Origin of the sequence: Serratia sp. M24T3 (genome assembly GCF_000257645.1) — a bacterium.
Classification (GTDB): domain Bacteria; phylum Pseudomonadota; class Gammaproteobacteria; order Enterobacterales; family Enterobacteriaceae; genus Rouxiella.
In genome coordinates this window covers 21,262-36,173 of record NZ_AJHJ01000033.1, presented here as the reverse complement: position 1 = coordinate 36,173, position 14,912 = coordinate 21,262, and the positions used below count along the sequence as shown (strand labels likewise).

Sequence of the window (14,912 nt, the reverse complement as noted above, 5' to 3'; positions counted from 1 at the left end):
ACAGGCTAGCGCAATCAATCGTAGCCAAATACGGATTGTCATCCGCAAAACAATGCGCGCGATAATATCACAGGCCAAATAGTATAGGGCTAAAACCCATTATCCCAGCCAATGCTGCCAGCTCGCCCTGACGTACTCACGCTCGGTGACAAACATATCGACCGCAACTTTTCCATTATGTTCCTGCAATGCAAGATGATGAATTTCATCACGCAATGTCACGTAGGCATGAGTCAGCTGTTCGGCCTCTTGCAGCGGCATAATGTTGTAGCGTGCCATCAGTTCAAAAATACGCACGTTGTCGGACCAGCGCGTCAACTCCGGTTCAATACTGGCGTAACGCAACACTAAATACTGCGCGATAAATTCAATATCCGTAATTCCACCGGGATCCGCTTTGAGGTCAAAAACGTCGCCTTTTTTGCTCGCCAGATGAGTGATCATTTTTTCACGCATTTCGCGCACTTCTTTTTGCAACTGTTCGCCGTCACGCAGTTTGCAGAGAATTTCTCGGCGGATCGCATTGATCTGCCTGGTCATTTCCGGACTGCCGTAAACAACTCGAGCGCGGACTAACGCCTGATGTTCCCAGGTCCAGGCGCTTTCCTGCTGATAATCATGGAAGGCTGTGATGGTACTGACCAGCATGCCGGAAGCACCGGAAGGCCGCAGGCGATCGTCTACCTCGTAGAGAATGCCTGATGCGGTACGAGTGCTGAACAGGTGCATGATGCGCTGGGCCAGACGCAGGTAAAACTGACGGCCGTCGATACTGCGCGGTCCGTCGGTCATCACGTCCATCGGGCAATCATGCAGGAACACTAGATCCATATCCGAGCTGTAGCCCAACTCCCAGCCACCCAGTTTTCCATAACCAATGACCGCAAAACCACGCCCTTCGCGCTGCTGTAAATGACCCGGCTGACCATAGCGCGTCAGCATGTGATCCCAGGCCTGCTGAATAACCGCCGTAAGAATCGCTTCAGCCAGATAGGTCAGATGATCGCTGACTTTCATCACCGGCAAGGCTCCGGCAATGTCTCCTGCGGCAATACGCAGCTGCTGTGACTGCTTAAACTGGCGCAGCGCTTCAATTTGCTGCTCCTCATCGTCCGACGGCACGCGTAGCAGATACTGGCGCAGTTCATCGGGATATGACTCAGGCGCGATGGGATTATAAAGGGTATTAGGATCAAGAAGTTCGTCAAGCAAGATAGGGTGTCGCGCCAGCTGATTGGCCACCATCGGCGAAGCCGCACACAGGCGAATCAGCTGTTTGAGCGCGCCGGGATACTCCACCAGCAGCTCGATATAGGTTGTACGCGTGACGATATTGAGCAGCAAGAGGGTCAGGCGTTGCAGCACCACATCAGCATTGTGGTAAGTACACACTTGCGCCAGCATCCTTGGCATCAGTTGATCAAGCTGGTCACGACCGCGAGGACCGATGGTGCGTTTATCAACATCCTGACGGAACTCGGAAATGGTGCGCAGCAGATTGGTTCGCCCCTGGTCTGGCAGGTCTGCGGCCAAAGTCAGTAAGTCGCTGTAGTCCAATTGATCGGTCCACAGGCTGTTGAACTGCTCCTGCTGCGGATCGTCCCCGGCATCCGGGGTGTCGTCGCCAATCAGCTCGTCAAACACTGCGCGAACTGCCAGCATGTGCTGCGCTGTATGCTGGCTCAGCTCAGCCCAGGTCTCGAAATTCATGCCCCAGGCCAATCGGGCGCGATTTAGCTCATCTTCTGGCAGTGTTTGCGTTTGCTCATCGGCAATCGCCTGCAACAGGTTTTCTAGTCGGCGTAAAAAGAGATAGCTGTCAGTGAGTTGCCTGACCTGATTCTCAGGTAGTAAATGAAGAGCTTCTATCGCCTGCAGCGTTGGCAAAAGCGATCGCTGCTGAAGCAACGGCTCGCGACCACCGCGGATCAGCTGGAATACCTGAACGATAAATTCAATCTCGCGGATGCCGCCCGCTCCCAGCTTGATGTTGTCTTTCAAGCCGCGACGGCGCACCTCTCGAGCGATCATACCTTTCATGTTACGCAACGACTGGATTACGCTGAAATCAATGTAGCGCCGAAACACAAAAGGTTTCAGCATCTTGCGAATTTCCTGACTGCTGGTATCTTCCGCCCCGCCCATCAGCTTGGCCTTGACCATCGCATAGCGTTCCCAGTCGCGGCCCTGCTCTTGATAGTAATCTTCAATCGCCGAAAAACTCATCACCAGCGGACCGCTATCACCAAACGGCCTCAGCCGCATGTCGACACGATAGACAAAACCGTCGATAGTTGGCTGATCCAGGGCTTTAATCAGCCGCTGGCCGAGACGAGTAAAAAATTGCGCATTTTCAAGCTGACGGCGGCCGCCCTGGGTCTGCCCGTTCTCAGGATAAGAAAAAATCAGATCAATATCAGATGAAAAATTCAGCTCGCCACCGCCCAATTTTCCCATTCCGAGGATAAGCAGCTTCTGCGGATCGCCCGCCGCATTGACCGGAGTACCCCATTCGCGGCAGCAAACTTCGTAAAGCCAGTCGCGGGCGCCGACGATCAGTGTTTCAGCCAACACGCTCAATTGTTGCAGCGTTTGCTCACAGCTACTGGTTTGCATCGCCTGAGACCAGCTGATACGCAGCATTTTGGCTTTGCGGAACAGACGCAGTGCCTGCATCAAACCCGGTTCATCCGTAACTTGTGCCAGCACAACTGCCAGCTCGGTTGAATAATGTTGCCATTCGTCAACGCGCGGCGGGTTGGCAAAAATATCCTGCCACCACTGCGGATGAGCGATAAAATTCTCACTAATGAAATCGCTGCTGGCTAATACGCGAAGCGCGCCTTCGTTAAGCGCTGGTGCGTCATTTAACTGCTGTTGTTCGATGCTTTGTTTAAAACGCAGGTGCAACTTTTCGGCCTGAGCTTCAAGCAGCGGAGTGAGAGGCAACATTTTTCGGCTTCCTATAATAATCGGCCTGACATGCAATCAGGCCGGGCTTAACAATTAACGTGGCTGTCCGTTTAGCCAGAATGCTGGCTGAATGACCGCGTGCTGACGAGCCGAGTCTTCCCAGGCGTGCTGTTGCTGAACGATAGCCTGCTGCAGCTCAGTCCATACATTAATGTAGGCCATTGATTCTGCAAGAGGATAAGCACCAGAAAGCAGGTGGAAGGAAATAATCTGCCGTTTCAGGCGGGCAAGCTGATCGCGGAAACCTTCTTCGGTGAGCGACTGGGCAAAGGCTTCTTTCAGATCGGCAGCAGTGCGGCCCAGCATGATGTCAGCAAAACGCTTAAAGGAGCCGTCGAGTTTCTTCTGTGATTTATCATCAACGAATGGCTTCCAGCCTTGATTCGCCAGCCATGAAGTAAGCACTAACTTACACTTCAGATAATCAGCACTCAGGCATACTTCTTGAGCATCCAAACCTTTCTTTTCCAGCTTCTCAGCCAGCTCGGTCAACAATGCGCGGAGCTCGGTGGAGGCTTTACGTGGAATTAGGCCACCAACAATAACCAGCGTCTGACGCACGGCTTCTACCGCTTGCAGGACGGTGATGCGTGCGGTTTTTTCACCGCGAACCCACAGTTCTTCGTGATATTGCCAGTGGCTCAGCGCCAGCTCAAGCATGCCGCTCAAAGCCTGTTCTACCGTGGTTTTTGCTGCAGGCTGATAGACCGGCAGGCTGCGCGCTTCGCGCAACACATTGCCCTGCGCCAGATGATAGCCACGTGCCGCTTTGCTCAAACCACCAAGACGCAGGCCGCCATTTTTACCCAGCAGTGACGCCAGCTCCAGCAGATCGGCCGTGTTGCCTTCCTTGATTTCCAGCTCGATTTCCGCCAACGGTTCACTAAGCTCGCCTGCGGTTACGCTTCCTTGGTCGAGACCAAGCTCAATCTCGCTTTGCTGGTAAGTGATCACCCACTTCTCGCGAACAAAATCAGTGCGGAACAGCGGCGACAGCTCAGCCTGTAACGCGCTGATGTCCAGGCCTTCCGGCCAGATATCCGCCGGGAACAGGCTCAGGTCCAGCTCAGGCTTGTTGATGCTGACATTATATTCAGGGCGCTGATGCAAACCCGCAACAACCTTTCCGGCAGTTTTGATTGTCATCTCGTAGCTGTCGTCGAAACCACGAATACGCAGCCCCATATCAAGCTTACGCAGGCGATTATCGGCAGTTTCGTAATAAATATTGGTCAGCTTCTGTGGTGCAGAATGCTGGCTTGAAAACGTAGCCAGCTGTTCTGGCAGTTCGGCAATTGCCGCTGGACTGGCAATAAATTTTAATTCAATTTCTAGGGTCATAAGTCTTGGCACCGGTCTTGGCTGATAAGCCTCTGGGCTTATACGAAAAATTTTTGCGATTCTAGCACACACGCCTGCTGCGAGCCGCATCTCGTGGGATTGTAAGATAGTTCTCATTTAGGTTTATGCGTTGCGTCGTCACACTGTTGCCCTTACTATCGTTCAACTTTAAATTTATCGACAGTCGGGGCACTGATCCGCAGGCCCGCAAACTACGAAGAATGATTAATAATGAATAAACTACGCCTTTTCGGTTTCGCTTTGCTTTCTTTAGGTATTACTTGGGGCGCTCATGCAGATGAAAAGCGCTATATTTCCGACGATCTCATCACCTATATCCACAGTGGCCCAGGAAACCAATTCCGCATCGTTGGCGCACTTAATTCCGGCGATGAAGTGACTTTAAAGAGTGTCAATACCACCACTAACTATGGTCAAATCGTTGATGCCAAAGGCCGTGACGCCTGGATCCCCCTGGACCAGCTGAGCACCGCACCGAGCGTTCGCACCCAAGTACCTGACCTGCAACAGCAGGTGAAAACGCTGACCGACAAGCTTAGCAATATTGATAATAGCTGGAATCAGCGCACCGCAGAGATGCAGCAAAAAGTCTCTTCCAGCGATGGCATTATCAACGGTTTGAAGAAAGAGAATCAGGATCTTAAAAATCAGCTGATTGTGGCGCAGAAAAAAGTTAGCGCCGTTAACGTTCAGTTGGACGACAAACAAAGAACCATTATTTTACAATGGTTTATGTATGGCGGTGGCGTAGCGGGCATCGGCCTGATCCTCGGATTGGTGTTACCACACCTGGTTCCACGCCGTAAGAAGAAAGATCGCTGGATGAGCTGAGGTTTATTCCTCCCCTTATACTGAGCAGATTCTTAGACCTCCAACGAAAAGGCACCTTGGGTGCCTTTTCGTGTTGCTGCTATATAGGGCCGTAGCGTGTAACAAACCGATAGACAAGAAATGCCATTAACAAATTTGCTACAATAAAGGCTTAAGCCCTATTCCTCTGGTTATATGTTTCAGGAGTTTCCCGTGAAAATCTATCTGGTCGGCGGTGCCGTCCGCGACAGTCTGTTAAACCTTGCCGTTCATGAGCAAGATTGGGTGGTGGTCGGTTCCACGCCCGAGGCAATGCTCGAACTCGGCTATCAACAGGTTGGCAAAGATTTTCCTGTTTTCCTCCACCCTGTCAGCCGTGATGAATATGCCCTCGCCCGCACCGAGCGCAAATCCGGGGCCGGTTACAACGGTTTTACCTGCTACGCTTCGCCCGATGTGACACTCGAGCAGGATCTGATGCGTCGCGACCTCACCATCAACGCCATTGCTCGTAGCGCGGAAGGTGATTTAGTCGACCCCTACCATGGCCAGGGTGATTTAGAAGCGCGCATTCTGCGCCACGTTTCCACTGCCTTCGGCGAAGATCCGCTGCGCGTTCTGCGTCTGGCGCGTTTTGCCGCTCGCTTTGCGCATCTTGGATTTTCCATTGCCCCTGAAACACAGCAATTGATTACCGAAATGGCCGCCAGCGGCGAACTTGAAGCTCTAACGCCAGAAAGGGTATGGAAAGAGACTGAAAAGGCTCTGCAAACGCAGGATCCGCAAGTTTATTTTCAGGTGTTACGTGACTGTGGCGCACTTAAGGTGCTTTTCCCTGAAATCGATGCACTGTTTGGAGTCCCTGCTCCGGCAAAATGGCATCCGGAAATTGATACCGGGATTCATACAATGATGACGCTCAAGCTTGCCGCCGAGCTTAGTGATGACGTTGATATTCGTTTCTCGGCCCTGTGCCATGATCTTGGTAAAGGCCTGACCCCGCCGGAGCATTGGCCAAGTCATCACGGTCACGGTCCTGCCGGGGTTAAATTGGTTGAGGGACTGTGCCAGCGCCTGCGTGTGCCGACTGCAATTCGTGATTTAGCGGTTTTAGTCGCTGAGTTTCATGATCTTATTCACACGGTCGAACGCCTGCGCCCCGAAACACTGCTCAAGTTATTCGATACCATCGACGTTTGGCGCAAGCCGCAGCGTCTTGAGCAAATGATCCTGACCAGCGAGGCAGATGCTCGCGGGCGGACCGGTTTTGAACGTAATCCTTATCCGCAGGGGGATTATTTACGTTCCGCCTTCGATGCTGCCAATAGTGTATCGATTAAAGAAGTCGTCGCGCTGGGCCTGCAGGGAATGGCCATCCGCGAGGAGCTTGGCAAACGCCGTATCGCAGCCATGGCCGAATGGCGTGAAACGCAAAGAATTATGCCGCATTGAAATTGTAGTTTTAAGCTTTTGTCATAAAAAAACCCGCCAAGGCGGGTTTTTTTTATTAATCTAACTCATCAGGTCATAAACACCCAGTAAACCAGCCCCGCTACAACGAAGCGATAAATAGCGAAAGGAACAAACGAAATACGTTTGATCACTGCCAGGAAGGTTTTAATGGCGATTAGCGCGACGATGAAAGCAGTAATGAAACCGACGGCAAACATCGGCAAATCTGACCAGCTCAGAATCGAATGATTCTTGTAAAGATCAAGCGCGCTGGCGCCTAACATCATCGGCACAGCCAGCAGGAAAGAGTATTCTGAAGCGGCATATCGGCTGACACCGACGAGTAATCCACCGCCAATAGTTGCACCGGAGCGAGAAAAACCAGGCCACAGCGCCAGACACTGCAAACAACCAATCAAGAATGCCTGCAAATAGGTAATATCATCAACACCTACTGCCTTGGGGAATTTCGGCTTTATCCATTCGGCAATTAAAATATAAATACCGCCGATCACCAATGCATACATGACATATTTAGGTTCAAATAGACCTTTGATGTCATGACTAAACAGCAGGCCAATAACTACCGCTGGCAGCATGCCAAGAATAATATGCAGCAGGGTTAAATGACCTTTACCAATGCCTTCGTGTTCGACTTTTTTGCCAAAATGAATGCCTATCAAGCCAAATAAGCGACGCCAAAACATTACAACAACGGCAAGGATGGAACCTAACTGGATGATAACCTCGAAAACTTTCGATTTATCATCTGTGTACCCCATCAGATTACCTGCGATAATTAAGTGTCCGGTAGATGACACCGGCAAGAATTCCGTCAAGCCTTCAACAATTCCTAAAATCAGCGCAATTAATAGCTGATGACCTTCAGTTACCATAATATCCCTGCCCCAAATAGAGTGTTCACTTAAAAGCGCAATATGCTCTAACGTCTTAAGGCAAAATTAAGAATTTGCCTACTCTTACTCAAAAAAGACTAATTAATATGATATTAGTAATACATTATTATGACAGCAGTTTTTCAATTATGACTATTTGAATTTAATAATAGTTAAAATTATTGAGTCCTCGTACCGCGTTCGATAATAACGCCAACATTTGCCGCATGTGCAATGGCACCTGGCTTACTGAGCTTGATCCTCACCCATGGAGTATTAAATCGCGACATTAGCAGGCTGGCGACCTCTTCGGCGACACGTTCAACCAGCGCAAAACTTTGTGAGGTCACGTGCTGGATAACGACGTCACTGACATCTGCATAGCTCAGGCAGTCGTTTACATCATCACTTTTCGCCGATTTACGATTATCCCAGGCAAGCTCAATATCAAACACCAGCTTCTGCTGAATGGTTTGTTCCCACTCAAAAGCGCCTATGGTGGTGATTACATTTAGTTGTTCAATAAATACGATATCCATCACACGATTCTCTGTTTTTGGCCCCGCCAGATTAACCCAAAGGTATACCACTTCCAGCTGAAAGTGCGTATTATCCATGGAAGTAGTGTTTTACACGACCCCCTAATAGACGGAATTGCTTTTATGAGTGCAACCGCGCTTGGAATGATTATTCTCGCCTACCTTTGCGGCTCAATTTCCAGCGCTATTCTGGTCTGTCGCCTGGCGAGATTACCCGACCCCCGAACCCAAGGCTCCGGCAATCCCGGCGCAACCAATGTACTGCGTTTTGGTGGGAAAGCCGCCGCCGCATCGGTTCTGGTATTTGATGTTTTAAAAGGTATGCTGCCTGTATGGCTCGCCTATAAGCTACATGTCAGCCCAATGTATCTTGGCTTGACCGCCATCGCCGCCTGCCTTGGACATATTTACCCGGTATTTTTCCGTTTCCAGGGTGGCAAAGGCGTTGCTACCGCGTTAGGTGCCATCGCTCCTATCGGCTGGGACCTTACCGGCCTGGTGATGGGTACCTGGCTATTAACGGTTCTTTTGAGCGGTTACTCTTCACTGGGCGCAATTGTCAGCGCGCTAATCGCACCGTTTTATGTCTGGTGGTTCAAACCACAGTTTACTTTCCCGGTTGCCATGCTTTCCTGCCTGATATTGCTGCGTCATCACGATAATATTCAGCGATTGTGGCGTGGGCAAGAAACCAAAATCTGGACTCGACTCAAGCAAAAGCGCAACGATAAAAAGGCGGCGCAGCAAGTCAAAGACGGCAAATAACAGACATAAAAAAACGACCTCAAAAGGGTCGTTTTTATTTGCTTGCTATAATAGTTTTTTAGAATCCAGCCCGCTTTTAGAATCCAACTTGCTGTTAGAACTCAACATGCTTTTAGAATCCATCCTGTGTGAGACGTTGTGATATACAAACGCAGTCGTAGCTCACCTCACACGGGCGCGAGCTCGTCCAACGGCCAACGTGGACGAACCGAAATGCCGAGATCCGCTGTTGCGCCCGTTTTCAAACGAACCATTCCAGCATAGGCAATCATGGCACCATTATCGGTACAAAATTCCGGACGCGCATAAAACACTTCGCCACCGCGCTTGCTCATTACTTCTGCCAGTTTGCTGCGCAACGTGCGATTAGCGCTTACGCCGCCTGCCATCACTAGACGTTTAAAACCGGTCTGATCCAGCGCACGTTTACATTTAATGGCCAGCGTATCAACAACCGCATCTTCAAAGGCTCGCGCAATATCAGCATGAGTTTGCGGGTCGCTATCATTGCCGCGCACAGTGTTGGCGGCAAAGGTTTTCAGGCCCGAAAAACTGAAATCCAGGCCCGGACGATCGGTCATTGGACGCGGGAAAGTAAAACGCCCGGCAACTCCCTGCTGAGCCATTTTGGAGAGCATCGGCCCGCCAGGATAATCAAGACCCAGCAGTTTTGCTGTTTTATCAAAGGCTTCACCCGCAGCGTCATCCACAGACTCGCCGAGCAGGGTGTATTCACCAATGCCGGTCACGCTGATAAGTTGGGTATGACCACCAGAAACCAGCAGCGCGACGAAAGGAAAATCAGGCGGATTATCTTCCAGCATCGGCGCTAAAAGATGACCTTCCATGTGATGGACGGGAACGGCGGGCACGTTCCAGGCGAATGCCAACGAGCGGCCAATGGTGGCGCCGACCAATAATGCACCCACCAGCCCCGGACCGGCGGTATAAGCCACGCCATCAATGTCTCGAGCAGTCAGATTCGCCTCTTTCAGCGCTTCCTGAATCAGCGGCAGCGTTTTACGCACGTGGTCACGTGAGGCCAGTTCTGGCACCACACCGCCGTAATCAGCGTGCACTTTTACCTGACTATACAGTTGGTTAGCCAACAACCCTTTTTCGGTGTCGTAAATTGCAATCCCGGTTTCATCGCAGGACGTTTCTATACCTAGTACTCGCATCACTCTTTCCATCATGTTTTTGCGCTAACTCGCGGCGCGTAGTCTAGCATACAACCTGTCAACGGTAATGCCTGGTCACTGGAGAAGCGGGTGTTAAACAGCCACAATTGCCAGCTTTGTGTGCAAAACAATGATTAATATCGAGCAATTCAAGTTGATTGGTATATAATCGCCGGCCGACGCAAAAGCGAACGCACAGTCCCCCGTAATGAGGATTGTAAAACGCCCGTTTCAATTTGCCATTGGGCTTTACAAGGCCAGGCAAAGTGGAGTAAAATTCCGCACCATTTTGAAATGAGCTGGCACAACGCTAGCGAACAAACCGATTTTATCGAGGTGAGAGGCACATGCCTGTAATTAAAGTACGTGAAAACGAGCCGTTCGACGTAGCTCTGCGTCGCTTCAAGCGTTCCTGCGAAAAAGCAGGTGTTCTAGCCGAAGTTCGTCGTCGCGAATTCTATGAAAAACCGACTACCGAACGTAAACGCGCTAAAGCATCTGCTGTAAAACGCCACGCCAAGAAACTGGCTCGCGAAAACGCACGTCGCACTCGTCTGTATTAATTCTTCGGGGGCAACCCCACCCGCGTGATACTGTTTTTTAAAACGCGCAGACCGAGTAGTTGCATACGAAGGCCGTGCTTTCCGAAAGGAATGCGCGGCTTGTTCTCGTTTATAGGCTACCCCCGATAGCTTCAGTAATGCCGCTAATGCTGCAAAACTAAAGATGAAGGGTAAGTGAGTAAGGGGCTTATGGCTGGGAGAATTCCGCGCGTATTTATCAATGACTTGCTGGCCCGCACTGACATCGTCGATTTAATCGATGCCCGTGTAAAGCTAAAGAAACAAGGCAAGAATTATCACGCGTGCTGCCCATTCCACCATGAGAAGACACCCTCATTCACCGTAAACAGCGATAAGCAGTTTTATCATTGTTTCGGCTGTGGAGCACACGGCAACGCCGTAGACTTCCTGATGAACTACGATCGGCTTGAATTTGTCGAGTGCATCGAGGAACTGGCGACCATGCAAGGTTTGGAAGTGCCTTATGAAGTCGGCACTGGCCCTACCCCGATGGAGCGTCATCAGCGTCAAAGTCTTTATCAGTTGATGGAACCGCTTAGCGAGTTCTACCAGCAGTCACTTAAACAACCTGCCGGAGAGCCTGCTCGCAAGTATCTGACGCAGCGCGGTTTAAGCGACGAAGTTATCAACCACTTTGCCATTGGTTTCGCCCCTGCGGGCTGGGACAACGCGTTAAAACGCTTTGGCAAATCCGCCGACGACAGAAGCTCTCTGACTGACGCAGGTATGTTGATCACCAATGAACAAGGGCGGAGTTACGACCGTTTTCGCGAACGTGTCATGTTCCCAATCCGTGATAAACGCGGCCGGGTCATTGCGTTTGGTGGGCGAGTACTGGGCGACGCATTACCCAAATATCTCAACTCCCCAGAAACAGAAATTTTCCACAAGGGCCGCCAGCTTTACGGTCTTTATGAAGCACAGTTAAATCACCCGACACCGGCCAAATTATTGGTCGTTGAAGGTTATATGGATGTCGTCGCGCTGGCGCAATTCGGCGTAGATTACGCCGTCGCCTCGCTGGGAACCTCAACTACGGCTGAACATATTCAGCTGTTGTTCCGCGCGACTGACACCGTGATTTGCTGTTATGACGGCGACCGGGCAGGCAGAGAAGCCGCCTGGCGCGCGCTGGAAACCGCCCTGCCTTATTTGCAGGATGGCCGTCAGCTACGTTTTATGTTTTTACCCGACGGCGAAGACCCCGATACGCTGGTGCGTAAAGAAGGTAAAGAGGCGTTTGAACAACGGATGGAAGAGGCGCATTCAATCTCGACTTTCCTGTTTGACACTCTGATGCCGCAGGTCGATTTAACCAGTCCGGAAGGACGCACTAAACTGAGCATGCTCGCGCTACCGCTGGTGAGCCAGGTTCCAGGCGAGACGCTGCGGCTGTATTTGCGTCAGCAGTTAGGCAACAAGCTTGGGATATTAGATGATAGTCAGCTGGAAAAACTGATGCCGAAGCCGGCGGAAAGTGCAAATAGCTACCAGGCTCCACAGCTAAAACGCACAACCATGCGTATACTGATAGGATTACTGGTACAAAATCCACAACTGGCTACACTTATACCCTCGTTGCAAGGTTTAGAGCAATCAAAACTTCCGGGGTTAGATCTGCTAAAAGAGCTCGCTGACATCTGTAATGCTCAGCCAGGCCTGAAAACTGGCCAGTTGCTGGAGATGTATCGCGATAATAAATTCGGCCCACAGCTTGAAATCCTGGCAATGTGGGACGATATAGCAGATAGGGACATTGCAGAAAAAACATTCCTGGACGCGCTGGATCATTTGTTTGACTCGGCATTGGTGCAAAGACTGGAAACATTGATCGCCCGCTCACGAACCGAAGGCTTGAGTGCCGAGGAACGGGAAGAAGTCCGAGCCATTACCGAAGCGCGCAGAAAGCGCTAGAACACAAATTTATACGTTGAGTACCTTTTATTAAAGCTACTTGACGCTACGCAAAGTTATTGAAGTTACAGCAAGGCGGCGAGCGAATGAACCTCTGGGAGCTTACATTAAGTAAGTGACCGAAGTGAATGAAAGAAGCCAACAAGGCTGTAGCTTCAAGGACGAAGCGTCACGCAAAGTCATTGAAGTTACAGCATGGCAGCGAGCGAATGAACCTCTGGGAGCTTACATTAAGTATGTGACCGGAGTGAATGAACGCAGCCAACGCAGGCGTAGCTTCAAGGACAAAGCGTCACGCAAAGTCATTGAAGTTACAGCAAGGCGGCGAGCGAATGAACCTCTGGGAGCTTACATTAAGTAAGTGACCGGAGTGAATGAAAGAAGCCAACAAAGCTGTAGCTTCAAGGACAAAGCGTACAGAACATAACGGCTTAAGTGCCGCAAAATAGCGGGATGCTACCCCGCAAAATGCCGCCATAGTGGGCCGCGGCGAAATCAAATACGCCCCAAATGTTATAGTTGGCGGTTTCGCCGACCGACACCAACCCAATACTCTGAAGTGTGGATACCGTCTTATGGAGCAAAACCCGCAGTCACAGCTTAAGCTACTTGTCACCCGTGGTAAGGAGCAAGGCTATTTGACCTTTGCTGAGGTCAATGACCATCTGCCGGAAGATATCGTCGACTCCGACCAGATCGAAGACATCATCCAGATGATCAACGACATGGGTATACAGGTTCTTGAAGAAGCGCCTGATGCCGATGATTTGATGCTGGCCGAAAATAGACCTGATACCGACGAAGATGCAGCAGAAGCCGCAGCGCAGGTGCTCTCAAGCGTAGAATCTGAAATCGGCCGTACCACCGATCCTGTCCGCATGTATATGCGTGAAATGGGTACCGTAGAACTCTTGACCCGTGAAGGCGAAATCGACATCGCCAAACGTATCGAAGACGGTATCAACCAGGTTCAGTGCTCGGTTGCCGAATATCCTGAAGCTATCACCTATTTGTTAGAGCAATATGACCGTGTTGAAGCAGGCGAAGCTCGTCTGTCAGATTTGATTACCGGTTTTGTTGATCCTAACGCAGAAGAAGAAATTGCACCGACCGCGACTCACGTTGGTTCAGAGTTGTCTAACGAAGAATTAGACGATTCAGACGACGATGAAGACGAAGACGACGATGCCGAAGACGACAACAGCATCGACCCTGAGTTGGCGCGTCAGAAATTTACCGAACTGCGTGAGCAGCACGAAGCGACCCGTTCAGTCATCAAGAAAAACGGCCGCAGCCACAAGAGTTCTGCTGAAGAGATCCTGAAACTGTCTGAAGTTTTCAAACAGTTCCGTCTGGTGCCTAAGCAGTTCGACTTCCTGGTTAACAGCATGCGCTCCATGATGGACCGCGTTCGTGCTCAGGAACGTCTGATCATGAAGCTGTGTGTTGAACAGTGCAAAATGCCGAAGAAAAACTTCGTCAACCTGTTCGCCGGCAACGAAACCAATCAAACCTGGTTCGAAGCGGCACTGGCAATGGCTAAGCCATGGTCTGAAAAACTGAAAGAAGTGACTGAAGATGTACAGCGCGGGCTGCAAAAGCTGCGCCAGATCGAAGAAGAAACCGGTCTGACCATCGAACAGGTTAAAGATATCAACCGTCGCATGTCGATCGGTGAAGCGAAAGCGCGTCGCGCGAAGAAAGAGATGGTGGAAGCCAACTTGCGTCTGGTTATTTCGATCGCCAAGAAATACACCAACCGCGGCTTGCAGTTCCTCGATCTGATTCAGGAAGGTAACATCGGACTGATGAAAGCTGTTGATAAGTTTGAATATCGCCGTGGTTATAAGTTCTCGACTTATGCGACCTGGTGGATCCGTCAGGCTATCACCCGTTCTATCGCCGACCAGGCGCGTACCATCCGTATCCCGGTACATATGATTGAGACGATCAACAAACTCAACCGTATCTCCCGTCAGATGCTGCAAGAGATGGGCCGCGAACCAACGCCTGAAGAACTGGCCGAGCGTATGCTGATGCCAGAAGACAAAATCCGTAAAGTGCTGAAGATCGCCAAAGAGCCTATCTCCATGGAAACGCCAATCGGCGACGATGAAGATTCGCATCTGGGTGATTTTATTGAGGATACTACCCTCGAGCTGCCACTGGATTCTGCCACTTCCGAGAGCCTGCGTTCTGCAACACACGACGTACTGGCTGGTCTGACCGCTCGTGAAGCGAAAGTTCTGCGTATGCGTTTTGGTATCGATATGAACACTGACCACACGCTGGAAGAAGTGGGCAAACAGTTCGACGTTACCCGTGAGCGTATCCGTCAGATCGAAGCGAAAGCGTTGCGTAAACTGCGCCATCCAAGCCGTTCTGAAGTACTGCGTAGCTTCCTCGACGATTAATCGATAAGCGATAATGGTTAGT

11 protein-coding genes are annotated in these 14,912 nt (G+C 50.7%); 6 read left to right on the top strand and 5 right to left on the bottom strand.

What is annotated here, in order from left to right; genetic code table 11:
* Nucleotides 1-99: 99 nt before the first annotated feature.
* Both glnE and SPM24T3_RS19425 read right to left on the bottom strand, forming a co-directional pair.
* Nucleotides 100-2,952, bottom strand: coding sequence for a bifunctional [glutamate--ammonia ligase]-adenylyl-L-tyrosine phosphorylase/[glutamate--ammonia-ligase] adenylyltransferase (glnE, locus tag SPM24T3_RS19430; protein WP_009638516.1), 2,853 nt, complete (start codon nt 2,950-2,952; stop codon nt 100-102).
* Between the two features lie 54 nt (nt 2,953-3,006).
* Entirely contained in the window at nt 3,007-4,314 is a 1,308-nt protein-coding gene (locus SPM24T3_RS19425) for an inorganic triphosphatase (RefSeq protein ID WP_009638515.1), read from the bottom strand.
* A 231-nt stretch (nt 4,315-4,545) separates the two neighbouring features.
* Between SPM24T3_RS19425 and SPM24T3_RS19420 the strand changes: the two genes are divergently transcribed.
* Complete coding sequence (locus SPM24T3_RS19420) at nt 4,546-5,166, top strand: TIGR04211 family SH3 domain-containing protein (protein WP_009638514.1); 621 nt, start codon at nt 4,546-4,548, stop codon at nt 5,164-5,166.
* Between the two features lie 192 nt (nt 5,167-5,358).
* A complete protein-coding gene (locus SPM24T3_RS19415) occupies nt 5,359-6,597 on the top strand; it encodes a multifunctional CCA addition/repair protein (protein WP_009638513.1) in 1,239 nt (412 codons plus the stop codon).
* A 68-nt stretch (nt 6,598-6,665) separates the two neighbouring features.
* Here SPM24T3_RS19415 and bacA read toward each other — a convergent pair whose 3' ends face one another.
* Entirely contained in the window at nt 6,666-7,493 is an 828-nt protein-coding gene (bacA, locus tag SPM24T3_RS19410) for an undecaprenyl-diphosphate phosphatase (protein ID WP_009638512.1), read from the bottom strand.
* A gap of 179 nt (nt 7,494-7,672) precedes the next feature.
* Entirely contained in the window at nt 7,673-8,032 is a 360-nt protein-coding gene (folB, locus tag SPM24T3_RS19405; protein WP_009638511.1) for a bifunctional dihydroneopterin aldolase/7,8-dihydroneopterin epimerase, read from the bottom strand.
* Between the two features lie 123 nt (nt 8,033-8,155).
* On the opposite strand from folB, the gene plsY reads away from it, so the two are divergent.
* A complete protein-coding gene (gene plsY, locus SPM24T3_RS19400; protein ID WP_009638510.1) occupies nt 8,156-8,797 on the top strand; it encodes a glycerol-3-phosphate 1-O-acyltransferase PlsY in 642 nt (213 codons plus the stop codon).
* Nucleotides 8,798-8,964: 167 nt separating this feature from the next.
* Here plsY and tsaD read toward each other — a convergent pair whose 3' ends face one another.
* Nucleotides 8,965-9,978, bottom strand: a complete 1,014-nt coding sequence (gene tsaD / locus SPM24T3_RS19395) for a tRNA (adenosine(37)-N6)-threonylcarbamoyltransferase complex transferase subunit TsaD (RefSeq protein WP_009638509.1) — start codon at nt 9,976-9,978, stop codon at nt 8,965-8,967.
* A 347-nt stretch (nt 9,979-10,325) separates the two neighbouring features.
* Between tsaD and rpsU the strand changes: the two genes are divergently transcribed.
* The 3 genes from rpsU to rpoD all read left to right on the top strand — a co-directional run bounded on the left by rpsU (nt 10,326) and on the right by rpoD (nt 14,890).
* Nucleotides 10,326-10,541: a 30S ribosomal protein S21 gene (gene rpsU, locus SPM24T3_RS19390; protein ID WP_001144069.1), complete on the top strand. Its 216-nt coding sequence runs from the start codon at nt 10,326-10,328 to the stop codon at nt 10,539-10,541.
* Between the two features lie 189 nt (nt 10,542-10,730).
* On the top strand, nt 10,731-12,476 hold the full coding sequence (gene dnaG, locus SPM24T3_RS19385) for a DNA primase (protein ID WP_009638508.1): 1,746 nt from the start codon (nt 10,731-10,733) through the stop codon (nt 12,474-12,476).
* Between the two features lie 575 nt (nt 12,477-13,051).
* A complete protein-coding gene (gene rpoD / locus SPM24T3_RS19380) occupies nt 13,052-14,890 on the top strand; it encodes an RNA polymerase sigma factor RpoD (RefSeq protein ID WP_009638507.1) in 1,839 nt (612 codons plus the stop codon).
* Nucleotides 14,891-14,912 lie beyond the last annotated feature (22 nt).